Origin of the sequence: Candidatus Microthrix subdominans, from assembly GCA_016719385.1 — a bacterium.
GTDB lineage: Bacteria > Actinomycetota > Acidimicrobiia > Acidimicrobiales > Microtrichaceae > Microthrix > Microthrix subdominans.
This window is the reverse complement of the sequence record JADJZA010000001.1, coordinates 1,132,841-1,147,867: the sequence shown is the minus strand read 5'-3', so window position 1 is coordinate 1,147,867 and position 15,027 is coordinate 1,132,841. Positions and strand designations below refer to the sequence as shown.

12 protein-coding genes are annotated in these 15,027 nt (G+C 68.0%); 7 read left to right on the top strand and 5 right to left on the bottom strand.

The window, feature by feature from the left end; all coding sequences use genetic code 11:
- Window positions 1-15: 15 nt before the first annotated feature.
- The 5 genes from IPN02_05360 to IPN02_05340 all read left to right on the top strand — a co-directional run bounded on the left by IPN02_05360 (window position 16) and on the right by IPN02_05340 (window position 7,744).
- The gene (locus IPN02_05360) at window positions 16-2,412 is read left to right on the top strand and encodes a glycoside hydrolase family 65 protein (GenBank protein ID MBK9296287.1); all 2,397 of its coding nucleotides are present in this window, start codon (window positions 16-18) and stop codon (window positions 2,410-2,412) included.
- Window positions 2,413-2,567: 155 nt separating this feature from the next.
- On the top strand, window positions 2,568-4,850 hold the full coding sequence (locus tag IPN02_05355) for a flippase-like domain-containing protein (GenBank protein MBK9296286.1): 2,283 nt from the start codon (window positions 2,568-2,570) through the stop codon (window positions 4,848-4,850).
- A 100-nt stretch (window positions 4,851-4,950) separates the two neighbouring features.
- The gene (locus IPN02_05350) at window positions 4,951-6,198 is read left to right on the top strand and encodes a chloride channel protein (GenBank protein ID MBK9296285.1); all 1,248 of its coding nucleotides are present in this window, start codon (window positions 4,951-4,953) and stop codon (window positions 6,196-6,198) included.
- Window positions 6,195-6,602 carry a MarR family transcriptional regulator gene (locus IPN02_05345; GenBank protein MBK9296284.1) on the top strand — a complete coding sequence of 136 codons (408 nt, stop codon included), beginning with the start codon at window positions 6,195-6,197 and terminating at the stop codon, window positions 6,600-6,602. The genes IPN02_05350 and IPN02_05345 overlap by 4 nt, the downstream gene beginning before the upstream one ends.
- A 140-nt stretch (window positions 6,603-6,742) precedes the next feature.
- Entirely contained in the window at window positions 6,743-7,744 is a 1,002-nt protein-coding gene (locus IPN02_05340; protein MBK9296283.1) for a L,D-transpeptidase, read from the top strand.
- 42 nt (window positions 7,745-7,786) lie between these two features.
- Here IPN02_05340 and IPN02_05335 read toward each other — a convergent pair whose 3' ends face one another.
- The 4 genes from IPN02_05335 to IPN02_05320 form a co-directional block, all read right to left on the bottom strand.
- Entirely contained in the window at window positions 7,787-8,317 is a 531-nt protein-coding gene (locus IPN02_05335) for a hypothetical protein (protein ID MBK9296282.1), read from the bottom strand.
- Between the two features lie 12 nt (window positions 8,318-8,329).
- Window positions 8,330-9,994 carry a citramalate synthase gene (locus tag IPN02_05330; GenBank protein ID MBK9296281.1) on the bottom strand — a complete coding sequence of 555 codons (1,665 nt, stop codon included), beginning with the start codon at window positions 9,992-9,994 and terminating at the stop codon, window positions 8,330-8,332.
- Window positions 9,991-10,905, bottom strand: a complete 915-nt coding sequence (locus tag IPN02_05325) for a branched-chain amino acid transaminase (GenBank protein ID MBK9296280.1) — start codon at window positions 10,903-10,905, stop codon at window positions 9,991-9,993. The genes IPN02_05330 and IPN02_05325 overlap by 4 nt, the downstream gene beginning before the upstream one ends.
- Window positions 10,906-11,016: 111 nt before the next feature.
- Window positions 11,017-12,099 carry a 3-isopropylmalate dehydrogenase gene (locus IPN02_05320; GenBank protein ID MBK9296279.1) on the bottom strand — a complete coding sequence of 361 codons (1,083 nt, stop codon included), beginning with the start codon at window positions 12,097-12,099 and terminating at the stop codon, window positions 11,017-11,019.
- A 251-nt stretch (window positions 12,100-12,350) separates the two neighbouring features.
- Here IPN02_05320 and IPN02_05315 point away from each other — a divergent pair, with 251 nt between their 5' ends.
- Together IPN02_05315 and mscL are read left to right on the top strand one after the other, a co-directional pair.
- A complete protein-coding gene (locus IPN02_05315; GenBank protein ID MBK9296278.1) occupies window positions 12,351-12,824 on the top strand; it encodes a transcription elongation factor GreA in 474 nt (157 codons plus the stop codon).
- 78 nt (window positions 12,825-12,902) lie between these two features.
- A complete protein-coding gene (gene mscL, locus IPN02_05310; protein ID MBK9296277.1) occupies window positions 12,903-13,280 on the top strand; it encodes a large conductance mechanosensitive channel protein MscL in 378 nt (125 codons plus the stop codon).
- 116 nt (window positions 13,281-13,396) lie between these two features.
- Here mscL and IPN02_05305 read toward each other — a convergent pair whose 3' ends face one another.
- A complete protein-coding gene (locus IPN02_05305) occupies window positions 13,397-15,001 on the bottom strand; it encodes a Ppx/GppA family phosphatase (GenBank protein MBK9296276.1) in 1,605 nt (534 codons plus the stop codon).
- Window positions 15,002-15,027 lie beyond the last annotated feature (26 nt).

The window sequence follows — 15,027 nt, the reverse complement described above, 5'->3', positions numbered from 1 at the left end:
GCCGGCTGGCTACCTGTGACTCGGATCCTCTCCTACGACGCCTGGGTTCCAGCGGAGGAGGGCCTGCGAGAAGCGCTGTGCGCGCTCGGCAACGGTGTGTTCGTCACCCGCGGAGCGGCCGCATGGGCGCAGGCCGATGAGGTGCACTACCCCGGAACGTACCTGGCCGGCGGGTACAGCCGTGCCACCAGCGCCGTCGACGGTCGCGAGGTCGAGAACGAGGACCTGGTCAACCAGGCGAACTGGCTCCCCATCACCTTCCGCATCGATGGATCGGAGTGGTTTGGCCTGCGAGACGTGGAAATTCTCGAGTACCGCCAAGAGCTGCACCTGAGACGCGGGGTGCTGGAACGACACGTTGAGATCATCGATCGGGCCGGACACCGGATTCGGGTCACCGAGACCCGGTTCGTCGACATGGCCAACGCCCACCTGGCAGCCCAGCGCATGGTCATCGAAGTACATGACCCATCGACGATCGAATCGTTGGAGGTTCGTGCGGGCATCGACGGCGAGATCGACAACCATGGGGTCGAGCGCTACGAGAAGCTGAACCACCACCACAACGAGGTCCTCGAAACCGGCGGTCACGAGAACCGGGTGTGGCTGCGAACCCGGACGTTGTCGAGTGGGCTGGAGGTGGCTCTGGGTGCCACGGTCCGCATCGACGGTCTCGACGACGTCGACACCCGCGCCCTGATCGAGGAGAAACGGGTCGACGTGGTGGCGATCGGCGCTCCCTCCGCACGCGTCCAGATCGACAAGGTCGTGACGCTGCACACCTCGCTCGATCCAGCGGGTTATCAGCCGTTGGTCGACGTGCACCGCAGCCTTGACCTCGCCGGGGATTTCGATGACCTCCTGTTGGGTCACGAGCGAGCGTGGGACGCGTTGTGGACGCGCAGCGACATCCAGTTCCACGCTGGCGACCACTGGGCCGATACCGTGCTCGCTCTTCACATTTTCCAGATGCACCAAAGCTTCACGGCGCACAGCACCGATCGTGATGTCGGGGTCCCCGCCAGGGGTTGGCACGGCGAGGCCTACCGCGGCCACATCTTCTGGGACGAGCTGTTCGTGCTACCGCTGTTCGACTACCAGTTCCCCGATCGAGCGCGTGCCGCGATCAGGTACCGGCACCGGCGTCTCCCCGAAGCGCGCCGAGCAGCAGCTGAGGAGGGCCGACGGGGCGCAATGTTCCCTTGGCAGAGCGGCAGCACCGGGCGCGAGGAGAACCAGCAGTGGCACCTCAACCCGCGATCCGGACGCTGGTTGGCCGATGTGACGCACCTCCAACGCCACATCGGCCTGGCCATAGCCTTCAACGTCTGGCACCACTGGAAGGTGACCGCTGACGACGAGTTCCTCCACGACGTCGGGGCCGAGCTGCTGTTGTCGATCGCCGACTTCTTCGCCGACCTCGCCCGCTGGGACGCCAACCGCGAGCGCTACGTCATCGAAGGTGTGCTCGGGCCCGACGAATACCACACGGGCTACCCCGACGCCGGCGAGCCCGGACTCGACAACAACTCGTACACCAACGTGATGACGGCCTGGCTGCTGAGCCGCGCACTTTGGATGCTTGACCAACTCCCGCCGCTGCGACGCCGCGAGCTGACCGAGAAACTCGGCATCAACGACGAGCACCTGGCTCGCTGGAACGCTGTGAGCACGACCCTGTTCGTGCCCTTCAACCCCGATGGGATCATCGAGCAGTTCGAGGGTTACGGTGCGCTGGAGGAGTTCGACTGGCAGGGCTACCGGGACCGCTTGGGCGACATCTCACGCCTCGACCGCATCCTCGAGGCCGAGAACGACACCGTCAATCGCTACAAGGCCTCCAAGCAACCCGATGTGGTCATGCTGTTCTACCTGCTCACGGCCGACGAGCTGGTGGGGGTATTCACCCAACTGGGATACGCCTTCGAACCCGACGACATCCCCCGCAACGTCGAGTATTACGTCGCTCGCACCTCTCACGGTTCCACGCTGTCGCGGGTGGTGCACTCGTGGGTACAGGCGCGCACCGACCGCGCAGAATCCTGGGATGCCTACCAGGAGGCGCTCGCCAGCGACGTCTCCGACATTCAGGGCGGTACGACCGCTGAAGGCATCCACCTGGGCGCCATGGCCGGTACCGTGGACATGGTTCAGCGAGGCTACAGCGGCCTGACCATCGACGGGCACATCGTCAGGTTCAACCCACGACTCCCCGAGGAGGTCCCATCGCTTCGTTTCTCCATCCGATTCCGGACCCACTGGATCCTGTGGGTGCACATCGACGATCGGACGCTCACGGTGCGCTGCGAGGCATCGGTGTCTGATCCCGTGCACGTGGCCGTCAAGGACGAAACAGTTGAGCTCAGCGCGGGTCAACAACACCGCTTTGACCTCACGGAGTTGAAGGGCTGAGGCCCAGCCCTCTAGCCACCCCCGCAGCGTCCATCTCGTAGTTTGTGATGATGGTGACGGCTCCACGACCCGGGCGTTCAATCCGGCTGTTCTCGAGTGGTTCGTCGGGGACCCGGGAACGCTCGGCCTCGGATCTGGCCCTGGCAATCTTCACGTTGGTTCCCACCCTTCTGCTGTCGCGCATTGCGGTACCCGAATCCGGTTTCGAGCGGTCGGTCGCTGCACTCTTCGACGCGGTACCCGGCGCCCTGGATGTGCTGTGGCGCCTCAGCCTCGTCGGGCTGGGTTTTTGGTGTCTCGTCGTGATCCTCGGAGCGATGCTTCAGCGACGATGGGGCGTCGTGGCCGAGATCGGGCTGAGCGCGGTCCTGGCCCTCGGCCTGGGGCTGCTGATGTGGCAGCGGGTCAACGGCGGATGGCCCAGCATCGATCAGGTGGTGACCGGCGGCCGAGGTGGGGCCGTTCCGTTAATGCTCCTGGCTGCGGCCACGTCGCTGGCGTCCGCCTCCTCCCCCCACCTCACCAAGCCCGTGCGCGCCTCCGGCCGATCGAGCGTCGCCATCGGCGTCACGTCGGCCGTGATCCTGGGGGCCACCACCCCCGTTGGGGCGACCCTCAGCGTTCTCCTGGGCGTGGCAGCTGCCGCCCTGGTGCACCTGGGCCTCGGAACCTCCGCCGGCCGGCCGACCGTCGAGCAGACCGAGACCGCACTGCGTGCCTTGGATCTGGTGGTCACGGGACTCGCCACCTCGCCCCGCCAGTCCTCGGGGGTGGTGGCCATGAACGGTGTCGACGCAGCCGGCGATCAGGTTCGCGTCAAGGTCTATGGGCGCGACGCCCGCGATGCTCAGCTGCTCAACGCCATCTGGCGGCGAATGTGGTACAGCAACGACTCATCGTTCTCGGGGAGCCGGGAACGACAGGTCGAACATGAGGCCTTCATCACCCTGCTCGCCGCCACCTCCGGCGTGACGGTTCCCAGCGTGGCGGTGGCCGGGATGACCGCCGAGGGCGACGCCGTGATCGCCGTCCGGGACGCGGGCCGACCGCTCAGCGCCGTCGAGGAGCTCAGCCGCGTCGACGCCGTGCCACAACTCTGGCGGCTGGTGCGCCGCCTTCACGGCGCCCGCATCGTCCACGGTGAGCTGAGCCTCGACGCGTTCGGCATCGTCGACGGAGCGGCGGTGTTGCGCGAGTTGGCCCCGGCCACCATGTCGATCAGCGATGAGGCGCGCACGACCGACTGGGCGCAGCTGACCTGCATCACCGCAACGCTGCTCGGGATCGACGCTGCGGTCGCTCTGGCGGCCAAGGAACTGGGATCGGCCGGCGTCGAAACGATGCTGGCGTACCTGCAACTCCCTGCGCTCGGCCGCGACCTTCGACGAGCCGTGAAGGCCTCCGACGTCAACCTGGGCGACCTTCGCGCCGCCTTGGCCGCGGAGGTCTCGGTCGAGCCACCCGATACCGCCAGACTGCGACGGGTTTCGCCCCAGTCACTCGCCACGGTCGGCCTGCTCGCCTTGGTCGCCTTTGCGCTCTTCAGCGCCTTTGGCGACCTCGACCTGGAGGAGCTCGCCGACCTGATCGCCGGCATGTCACCGGGGTGGGCGATCGCAGCCCTGAGCGTGGCCCAGATCGTGTTCGTGTTCAGGGCGTTCTCGGTCAAAGGGGCCTCACCCAAGGACCTTCCACTCGGCCCGCTGACCATCTTGCAGACCGCGGTTGCGTTCATCGCATTGGCGGTCCCCTCGACCGCCGGGCGGCTGGCCATGAACATCCGGTTCTTTCAGCGCCAGGGCATGACCGCCCCGACAGCGATGTCCGTGGCGGCGATCGACAGCTTCAGCGGGTTTCTCATCCAGATCTCGCTGTTGTTCCTGACGCTCGTCGTCGGGATCGGGCAGGTGGACCTCCACCTGGACCTGACGTCGACGAGTTCCAAACTGGAGTGGATCCCCACCGCGCTCGGGGTGTTTGCGGCGCTCGTGGCAGTGGGTGCCGTCGTCGCCGTTGCGGTGCCCCGACTTCGCACCCGCATCGGCGATCGCGTCGGGCCGATCGTCGCCGACGCCAGGTCGACCTTGGCCTCGCTGCGCACGCCGACCAAGCTGGCGCAGCTGTTCGGAGGGAACTTCGTGACCGAGCTGGTGCTCGCCGCCACACTCGGGTTGTCGCTTCAGGCCTTCGGCGCGTCGGCGAACCTGGCCACGCTGCTGGTCATCTCGGTGGGGGCCGCGCTCTTCGGCGGTCTCATGCCCGTGCCCGGCGGCATCGGCGTGATGGAGGCGGCCCTGGCGACCGGCCTGGTCGCCGCCGGAATCGAGGCGCCGACCGCAACGGCGACGGCGCTGCTGTTCCGGGCGACGACCTACTACCTCCCGCCGCTGTGGGGCTGGATCGCCATGAGGTGGCTTCAGCGCAACAGCTACCTGTAGGCGGTTACAACGCACCGCCACGATGTGACACCTCTCGCCGCCTGGCGACTTGGGGAGGCATATCGCATTACGATATTTTAAGGGAGTGCGACTCCCGGTCATGCTCGACGAAGCCTCCATCCGTGTCCGACAGGGGCTCGGACTCGCCATCGTCGGCGTAGGGATCGCCGGCGGTGCGATCGGGGCCGCCTACGTGGGGGCGCTGCACGTCCTCGGCCGGGTGATCGGGCCGGAGCACCACGCCGCCGGAATCCAACTCTTGATTTTCATCGCCGTGGGCGGGCTGGTCGCGCTGATCACCCGGCTGTGGGGAGAGACCGGCAACGTCGAGTTGCTCGTCGACAACATCCATGTGATGGGCGGTGCCGATGATGTCCGCTCGCTTCGACCGTTGATCCCCACCTCGTTACTGTGCGTCGCCTCGGGGGCCGGCATGGGCCCGGAGGCGCCGCTGGTCCAGACGACCGGCGCGTTCGGCACCTTGTTGGGCTCGCGCAGGGGGCACTCGACGACCGACGTCCGGGTGTTGACGATCACCGGCATGGCCGCCGGGTTCACCGTTCTGTTCGGCGCACCGCTGGGATCGGCGCTCTTCGCCCTGGAAATCCTCCACCGCCGGGGACTGCAGTACTACGAGGCCCTCCTGCCGGCGGTCGTCGGCTCCCTGTGCGGCTATGGCGTCTACCTGGGGCTCAGCGGCCTGGGCGTCAGCTCGATCTGGAACTTCCCTCCCGTCGGCGACCTTGCCGTCCACGATCTGGCGCTTGCCGCCGGCATCGGCCTCATCGGCGCGGCGGGCGCCGCCATCTTCACCGGTGCTACCCACCTCGGCAGATGGGCATTCGGCATGGTGCCGGTCTCGGCCCGCTACATCCTCGGTGGTCTGGCCCTCGGGCTGCTCGGGTGGTGGTCGCCCTACGCGCTCACCTTCGGCGAGGTGCAGCTCTCCGAACTCCTCGACGTCCGCATCGGCGTTGGGGCGCTGGCGGTCGCCATGGCGGCCAAGCTCCTCGGTACCACCGTGACGCTGGCAGCGGGCTGGAAGGGCGGCTTCATCATCCCGCTCTTCTTCATCGGCGCCGTGTTCGGCCAGCTGGCCCATCACGTGTTGAGCGGAACCAACGTCTCGGTGCTCATGGCATGTTCGATGGTGGCGCTGTGCGTCGGGGTGACCAAGACGCCGTTGGGCACCACCCTCGTCGTGACCGAGATGGCCGGCCTTCCGCTGCTGCCGGTTCTGCTGATCGCAGCGGTGACCTCCATACTGGTCACCAATCGAGTCACGCTGATCGAGACCCAGCGCGAACGCAGCGCCGAAGTTCGAGTTTCGTCGCCGGGAGGCCCATGAACGACCGTCCGCTCTCCAACGCCGACTATCAAGTGCTGGCAAGCTTTCGCCATGCGTTGCGGGTGTTCGCCCGATTCTCCGAGAACGCCGCCCGGTCGGCCGGCGTCACGCCCGCCCAGCACCAGCTGATGCTGGCGATCAAGGGCTGGCCCGAGGGCTCGCCGACGATCGCAGCGCTCGCCGATCGCCTCCAGCTGAAACACAACTCCACGGTCGAGTTGATCCAGCGTGCGGCTGCGGCGGGGTTGGTTGAGGGCGAGACCAACGCCGAGGATCGGCGCGAGCACCTCACCAAGCTCACCGAACGAGGTGATGGAATCCTGGCGTCGCTCTCTCTGGAGCATCGCGACGAGCTCCGACGCTTTCGGGCCGAGATGAACGACGTCCTCTTGGAGCTAGACTGACGAGCGCGGCTTGGCGGGTGAACGCACCGGGTCGACCCCCGGTGCAAGACTGACCCCTCCAGATGACGGCGCTGACGTAGGCGAGGACCGATGGCCAGTTTCCCTCCACTCCGACCGATGACGCCGCTGCGAGTTCGCCGATGAGCGCGATCCGCCGCAAGCAGGCGATCGCAGCTGCGATCGCCGTGACCGTTGTCGGCTTGGCCCTGGTGCTCGCCGCCCGGGGCGGCGCCTCCGATCGGGCTTCGGCGCCGCTGATCGCCCCCTCAAGCACCGGAACGCCACAGTCGTCGTCGACCACCAAGGCGACCACCTCAACCGCCAAGCCAGCCCCCAGCGCCAAGCCCGTCGCCGCCAAGGCAACCACGAGCTCAAAGCCGGCGGATGCTCCCGCGCCGACCGCCCCGGCCGGTCCCGCGCCGCGCAGCGGCGCAGGCCCCTACCAGGTGGCCACCGCCAAGGGTCCGGCGGTGGCCGTGCAGCTCGCCGCCCCGGCCGGGGTGGACGACGGCCCGCCCACGCTGGACGCTCGCCCCGCATTCTCAAGCGTTCAACAGGCCACGTCGCCGCTGCCGCGTATGGAGCAACCGGTGCAGGGGCGCTTCGCCACCGACACCGGCTACCGCTTCGACAACCCCCAGCCCTTCGGCGACGCGATGACCTTCCTCGTCGTGCGTCGGTCGGGCGACTGGCTGCAGGTGCAACTACCCGTCCGGCCCAACGGCACGATGGGATGGGTGAAGCGGTCCGACGTCCAAGAGTCCGAGGTGAGCTCCCACGTGGAGGTCAACGTGGCCGATCGGACGCTGCGGATCTTCCAAGGCACCTCGATGGTCGCCGAAGCCCCGGTGGCGGTGGGCACCGACGCCACCCGCACGCCGACCGGCCGCCATTTCCTGACCGACAAGCTCAGCGAACCCAGTGGCGCCAAGCGTCACCCGTGGAGCCTCGGCATCAGCGCCTACTCCGAACAGCTCGACACCTTCGACGGCGGCGCCCCACAGATCGCCATGCACGGCTGGAGCGACCCGTCGGTGTTCGGCCAGGCCAGATCCAACGGCTGCATCCGCGTGCCCAGCGCTACGGTCGAGCAACTGGCGGCGTTGCCCCTGGGCACCCCGATCGACGTCTACGCCAGCTAAGGCCTCCGCCGGTGCCGGCGCATCGCTGGAAACAGGTGAGGGTCAGGCCTGGCCAAGGTCGAAGAGCGAGCGCCAGTCGGCCGCGTGGGCCTCGGCGACCGCTCCAGGGGTCTGACGCAGTGAGGCCTCCGGCACCAGGTCGACCAGCGCCCGACGGGCCTGGTAGTGGTGGGGATCGGCGATGCCTTCGAAGGCCCGCCGACGCAGCTCGGCCAGCTCTGGGTCGACCGACGACGAGCCGAAGCCCCAGATCGTGACCGCAACGTCGAGGTCGTGGCGCACCGGGGCTCGGCCGTAGGACGCCGCCCGCTTGGCGGCCACCGCCGCCAGACCGGATGCCACGTCGTCGCGGTGCTCACCGGCCCCCAGCGTCAGCTCGTCAACGCAGCGCTCGACCAGCTTGAGGGCGTAGCCGGTGTCGGGGCCGGGGGTCCCCAACTGGTCACCCCACGGCTGCGGGCCGTTCAGCTCCCCCGGCCGACCCGGCTTCCACGGGGTGGGCACCCGAGGCGCCGACGTGTAGCTGCGGGCCGGCTGGACGGGATTCTCGACGATATAGGTGGGTGCTCCCATGGACGGCCCACCCTACCCGTCTGCGCGTTTGAGGCCGAAGACCAACGAGTCGATCAGCGCCATCCACGACGCCTCAATGACGTTGGGCGATACCCCGATCGTCGTCCAGGTGTCGTGGCCGTCGGTCGAGTCGATCAGCACCCGCGTGACCGCGCCGGTGGCCGCTCCACCGTCGAGCACCCGCACCTTGAAGTCGGTGAGATGGATCCGCTCGAGGTGGGGGTAGTGGCGTCCCAGCGCCGTGCGCAGGGCGGCGTCGAGGGCGTTGACCGGGCCGTTGCCCTCCCCCACCGCGGCGATCCGCTCGTCGCCGACCCACACCTTCACCGTCGCCTCGGTCGACAGGTGGGCGCCTTGCCGGGGTTGGTTCGGGTCGGCCCGGTGATAGCCCGACACCCGATAGGCCTCGGTGCGAAAATACGGCTGCTCCCATCCGGCCGCGCTGGCCATCAGCAGCTCGAGCGACGCATCGGCGGCCTCAAACACCCAACCGTCGGCCTCCAGGCCCTTCAGAGTGTCGTTGAGCGTGGCGGCCTCCGCAGCGTCGAGGTCGACACCGAGCTCCTCGGCCTTCATCGACATGCCGGTCCGACCGCCCAGGTCGGAGACCAACACCCGGCTGTGGTTGCCGACCAAGGCCGGGTCGACATGCTCGTACGCGGCCGTGCCCGCCCGGCGCAGCGCCGAGGTGTGGAGCCCGCCCTTGTGGGCGAACGCCGAGGTGCCCACGTAGGGCGCCGCCGGGTTGAGCGGCAGGTTGACCAGCTCGGCGACGTGCCGGCTGACCGGGCCCAACCGCTCCAGCCGCCCCTCGGGCAGCGTTCCCACCCCCAGCTTCAGGGTCAGGTTGGGGATCACGGTGATCAGATCGGCGTTGCCGGTGCGCTCGCCGTATCCGTTGATCGTGCCCTGCACCTGGGTAGCGCCGCTCAGCACGGCGGCGACCGCGTTGGCCACGGCGCAACCGGTGTCGTCCTGGGTGTGGATTCCCAGCTGCAGCCCATCGAAGCGATGGGCGATCTCGGCGGTGATCGCCTGCACCTCGTGTGGAAGCGACCCGCCCTTGGTGTCGCACAGCACGACGCAGTCGGCACCGGCGAGCGCCGCCGCTTCGATCACTGACAGGGTGAAGTCCGGGTCCTCCTTGTAGCCGTCGAAGCAGTGCTCGACGTCGAAGAACACCCGGCGGCCGGCCGCCTTGAGGTATCGGACCGAGTCCGACGTCATCGCCCGGCCCTCGTCCAGGGTCGTGTTCAGCGTCTTGCGCACCTGCCAGGCCGATCCCTTGCCGACGATGCACAGCGTCTCGGTACCCGCGTCGAGGAGGGTGGTCAGGGTGGCGTCGCTGTCGGTGACGCCCCCAGGCTTGCGGGTAGAACCGAAGGCGACCAGCCGAGACGTATCGAGCTTCAGCTCGCCGGCGGCCGCCCGACGAAAGAACTCGGCGTCCTTGGGGTTGGCCTGCGGAAAGCCGCCCTCGATCCAGGCGACGCCCAGGTAATCGAGCTGCTCGGCGATGCGCAGCTTGTCGTCGACCGACAGCGAGATGCCCTCGAACTGCGAGCCGTCCCGCAGCGTGGTGTCGAACACGTCGACCCGTTCGGGCAGGGCGATCTCGGGGGCCGCGCCGGGTGGCGCCGCAGCGCCGGACGGAGCGGTGTCACGCTCCTCGCTCATGGCAGCTCCACCCAGGACCGGTACTTGTCGTCACCGCCGCGGACGACGTTGGCATAGCGCTTGGCCAGCTCGGTGGTGATCGCACCCGGACAGGCAATTGGACGGTCGTCGACCGAGTTCACCGCCGACACCTCGGCAGCGGTTCCGACAAGAAACGCCTCGTCGGCGGTGTAGAGATCCGAGCGCACCAGGTTGTTCTCCACCACCTCATGACCCATATCGGCGAGCAGCTGGGTGACCGTGTGCTGGGTGATGCCCTCGAGCGCCCCGGCATGCAGCGGCGGGGTGGTGATCTTTCCGTTGGTGATGACGAAGAGGTTTTCACCCGAGCACTCGGCGATGCAGCCGGCCCGGTTCAGCAGCACAGCCTCGTCGTAGCCGGCGTTGAGCGCCTCCACCTTGGCCAGCGAGGAGTTGACGTAGTTACCGGTGGTCTTGGCCGCCGGCGGCATGGTGTTGTGGTCGTGGCGTTGCCACGAGCTGATCTTCAGCTTCACACCCTTGGTCACCGCGTCGTCGCCCAGGTAGGCGCCCCACGGCCAGCAGGCGATGGCGACGTCGACGCTCAGCCCGATCGTCGACAGCCCCATCTCGCCGTATCCGTAGTAGGCGATCGGGCGCACGTAGCAGCCGTCGAGCCCGGTGGAGGCCACGGTCTCCTTGGTGGCGGCCACTAGCTCATCCACGCTGTAGGGCAGCGGCATCGCCAGGATGTCGGCCGAACGCTTGAGACGGGCGATGTGATCGGTCAGCCGGAAGATGCCGGGCCCGTCAGGCGTCGGGTAGGCACGGATGCCCTCGAACACGCCGGTGCCGTAGTGCAGCGTGTGGGTGAGCACGTGGATCTGCGCCTCGTCCCAGGGCACCAAGGAACCGTTCATCCAGATGAAGGGCGTGGGGGTCAATGGCATGGCGCAACTCCTTGGCGGTGACCAGAGCCGGGATAGGTGGCCGGCGGCCGGTCGATGTGGTGGACGGCCGTCGGCGAGCGATCGGCGGTGTACTCGGGTGAGAACGGAGGGTCAGGCGGACACGGCGGCGACGAGGGCGTCGCCGATGTCGGAGGTGGAACCGCTGTAGCGCTGCGGGTCCGAGGTGGCGCCGGCGATTGCGTCGGCCACGGCATCGTCGCCGAGGAACCGGGCCATCAGACCGGCGGAGATCACCGCAGCGATCGGGTTGGCCTGGTTGGTGCCGGCGATGTCGGGTGCGGTTCCATGCACCGGTTCGAACATCGACGGGCCGGTGCGATCCGGGTTGAGGTTGGCCGAGGCCGCATAGGCGACCCCGCCGGCCACCGCCCCACCCAGATCGGTGAGGATGTCGCCAAACAGGTTGTCGGTGACGATGACGTCGTAGCTCTCGGGCCGCTCGACGAAGTGGATACAGGCGGCGTCGACGTGCTGGTAGGCGGTGTCGACCTGGGGATAGTCCACGGCCACCTCGTCGAAGGTGCGCTGCCAGAGGTCGCCGGCAAAGGTCAACACGTTCTTCTTGTGGACCAGCGTGAGGTGGTGGCGTTCGCTCGCCACCGCCTGGTCGAAGGCGTAGCGGATGCAGCGCTCGACGCCGTGGCGGGTGTTGACCGAACCCTGGGTGGCCACCTCGTACGGGGTGCCCCGGCGCAGAAAGCCGCCTTCCCCGGCATAGGCGCCTTCGGTGTTCTCGCGGATCACCTCAAAGTTCACCGCCGGCGGCAGGCGGAACGGCCGGTAGTTGATGTACATGTCGAGCTCGAAGCGCATGCGCAGCAGGATCCCCCGCTCGACCAGGCCGGCCGGTGCTGCCTGTCCCGGTGCCGGGTCGCCGACCGCGCCGAGCAGCAGCGCGTCGAGGCCCCGCCACTCCTCCATCACCGGGTCGGGCAGCACGGTGCCGTCGCGCAGGTAGCGGGCGGCGCCCAGGTCGTAGTGGGTCAGCTCCATCTCCAGGCCGGCCGCCTCGAGCACCCGCAGCGCCTGGGCGGTCACCTCGGGGCCGATGCCATCGCCGCCGATCACACCAATGCGGTGCGGTCGGCGGGCGGACTCCTGCTCGTCGGGTGTCTGCGCGTCGGGAGCTTGTTGGTCGGGTGCGCCGGTTGGCGTGACCTGGCTGGTGTTCATCATCAACTCATGTTCCGGCTAGTGGGGGGATGGGCGGCTGCTCGTACTGGCCGGCCTGGTGTTCGGGCGGACAGCATCGGCTTTGGGACAAGAAAAAACCGCCCACGAAGTGGACGGCTGGACGCACGCATCGGAAACCGATGCGTGCTAACGAATGATCGCTACGGCGGTGCGGAAGGCGGTCCGGTTCATCACGAGCGATGCTACCAGCGCGCCACCGGGCGGGCACGACCCGGTATCGTGGTCGGGCTATGGCCAACACCCACGAGCTGTCACAGGCTGCCTACGACCGACTGAGCGCCGAGCTGAACACCCTGACGTCCAGTGGACGCCTGGAGATCGCCGAAAAGATCGAGGCCGCCCGCGAGCTGGGCGACCTCAAGGAGAACGGCGACTACCACGCGGCCAAGGACGAACAGGGCAAGATGGAGGCCAGGATCGGTCAGATCGCCGGACTCCTCGAGGACGCTGTGGTCGTCGGCGACGACGGCCCGATCGACGCGGTGCGAACCGGCGTGACGGTTTCACTGCGCTACGAGGGTGACGACGAGATCGACCGCTACCTGTACGGGTCGATCGAGGAACAGTCGGGCGACATCGACGTCGTCTCCCCCACCTCACCGCTCGGTGTGCAGCTTGGAGGCAAAAAGGTGGGCGACACCGTCTCGTTCACCGCACCCAACGGCAACGTGTTGAACGTGGAGATCGTGGCGATCGACCTCTGAGCCTGCATGGGCGAGTACCGTGCAAAGCGATGTGAGACCTCCCATCGTTATTCCGTGAAAGCGCTCAGGAGTACAACCATGATCGAAGACTTCAAGAAGTTCATCAACCAGGGCAGCGTGTTGGACCTGGCAGTCGGCCTGGTGATCGGCGCCGCTTTTGCGGTGGTGATCAACTCCTTCGTCGACGGCCTGCTCAGCCCACTGGTCGGGCTCATCCTGCCCAATACCGACAGCCTCGCCACGGCCAGCTTCACGATCAGCGGAGCAGAGTTCATGTGGGGCTCGGTGATCATCGCTGTCATCAACTTCCTCGCCATCGCCGCCGCGGTGTTCTTCGTGGTCGTGCGCCCCTACAACCACTGGAAGGAACGGTCGGCCACCGACGCCGACGTCGAGCCGACCAACGAGGAGAAGATGGTGGCGCTGCTCGAAGAGATCGCCCGCCAGCCTCGCTAGCGGACTGAGGCTCGTCGGCGCTGCGCTTCTCGACGCACCCAAGTCCGAGGCGCTCCAAACCTCCGTCGCTCCGGTCCGGGTCCGTCAGTTCGCTGACGGTACCGGGCCGGTGACGTTCACGCCGCGCCGGAGACGCTGACGCTCCGGCCGAGCACCTCGGCCAGCAGGTTGGTGTTGGCCGCACCGGCGTACAGCTCCAGGTCGATATCGCCGCCCGCTTCAGTGGGGCTTGCCACCACCGACACCTCGTCGGCCGAGACCAGCACCTCGACGTCGCCCACCTTGTTGGCGTGCGAGCGGTCGAGGCCCACAGCCACCCGCAGGATGCCGGCCAGGGTGCGCACGACCGCCCGGTCGACCAGCGATAGGGCGCCAAACTCGGGGTGGCGCTGCTCGTCGGGGCGGGCCTTGCGGTGGAAGCGGGCCAGCTGGGCGACCATCTCGATCTCGCGGTCGTTAAACCCGGACAAACGGTCGGTGTTGCGGACGATGTAGTAGCTGTGCTTGTGGTGGGCGCTGTGGCTGATCATCAGCCCCACGTTGGCCAGCAGCGCACCGGCCTCGAGCAGCTCGCGGTGTTCGGCGCCCAGGCCGTGCACCCGCTCCAAGCCATCGAAGATCGCCAGGCTCAGGCGAGCGATGCAGCGGGCATGGTCGGGGTCCTCGTCGGTGGCGATCAGCAGGTGCTCCACCGAATGGCGACGAAGGTCGGCCAGGTGCGCTGTGTCGCCGCCGGTCAGCCGTGCCTGGGCCTCCTCCAGCACCCCCTCGCGCAGGGAGCCCTCCGAAATGGTCAGGCGCTCCCACCCGAAGGCGTCCATCGCGCCCTGAACGATCAGGGCCCCTCCAACGATGATGTCGGCCCGGCTTGGCTCCATCCCGGGCAGGGACTTGAGGTCGTCGAGCGACGTCGCCTCCAGGATGGCGTCGACCACGGCGTCGAGCTCGCGGCGGGTCATCGTCGACCCGTTGGCCGACCGCCCGTTCTCCCCCGCCTTGGCCCGCGCCATGGCCGCCAGCGTCTCGATCGTCCCCGAGCACCCGGCCACCACCTCGGCCGGCAGGTCCGCCACAGCAGTGGCGAACGGTGCCAGCGCTGATGCCACGTGAGCCTGGGCTGCCCTCATCTGCCTGCTGCGGGCCTTCTCGGGCCCCTCGCCGAACAATCCGTCAGGGAAGAACCGACGGGTGGTCCGAATGGCGCCCAGCTTGAAGCTGCGCGACGCGGTCACCTCGTCGCCGGTGCCGTAGAGCACCTCGGTGCTTCCACCCCCGATATCGATCAGCGCATGGGGCCGATCGAATACCGGCAGCGCACCCAGAACACCCAGGTGGATCAACCGAGCCTCCTCGACCCCTGAGATCACCTCGACGCTCACGCCGGCCTCGTCGCGCGCCCGACGGATGAACGCCTTGGAGTTGGAGGCCTCGCGCACGGCGCTGGTCGCCACGGCGACGACGAGAGCGTTGCGCTCGACAGCCAGCTGCGCCGCCCTGGTCAGGGCAGCGATGCCCCGGTCGATCGCATCAGCGTCCAGGGTGTCCATGTCGCCGCCGCCCGACCCGAGCCGAACGGTGGCCTTCTCGCGGGTCAACACCTCGTAGCGTCCCCGGTCGAGCACTCGCGCCAACACGGTGTGGATCGAGTTGGTGCCGATGTCGATCGCAGCGATGGCGCCGAGATCCTGCCCGGAGGTTTCGGTGGGTTCGTCGACGCTCACCAACCCAAGGTACCCGTGCTCGTCCC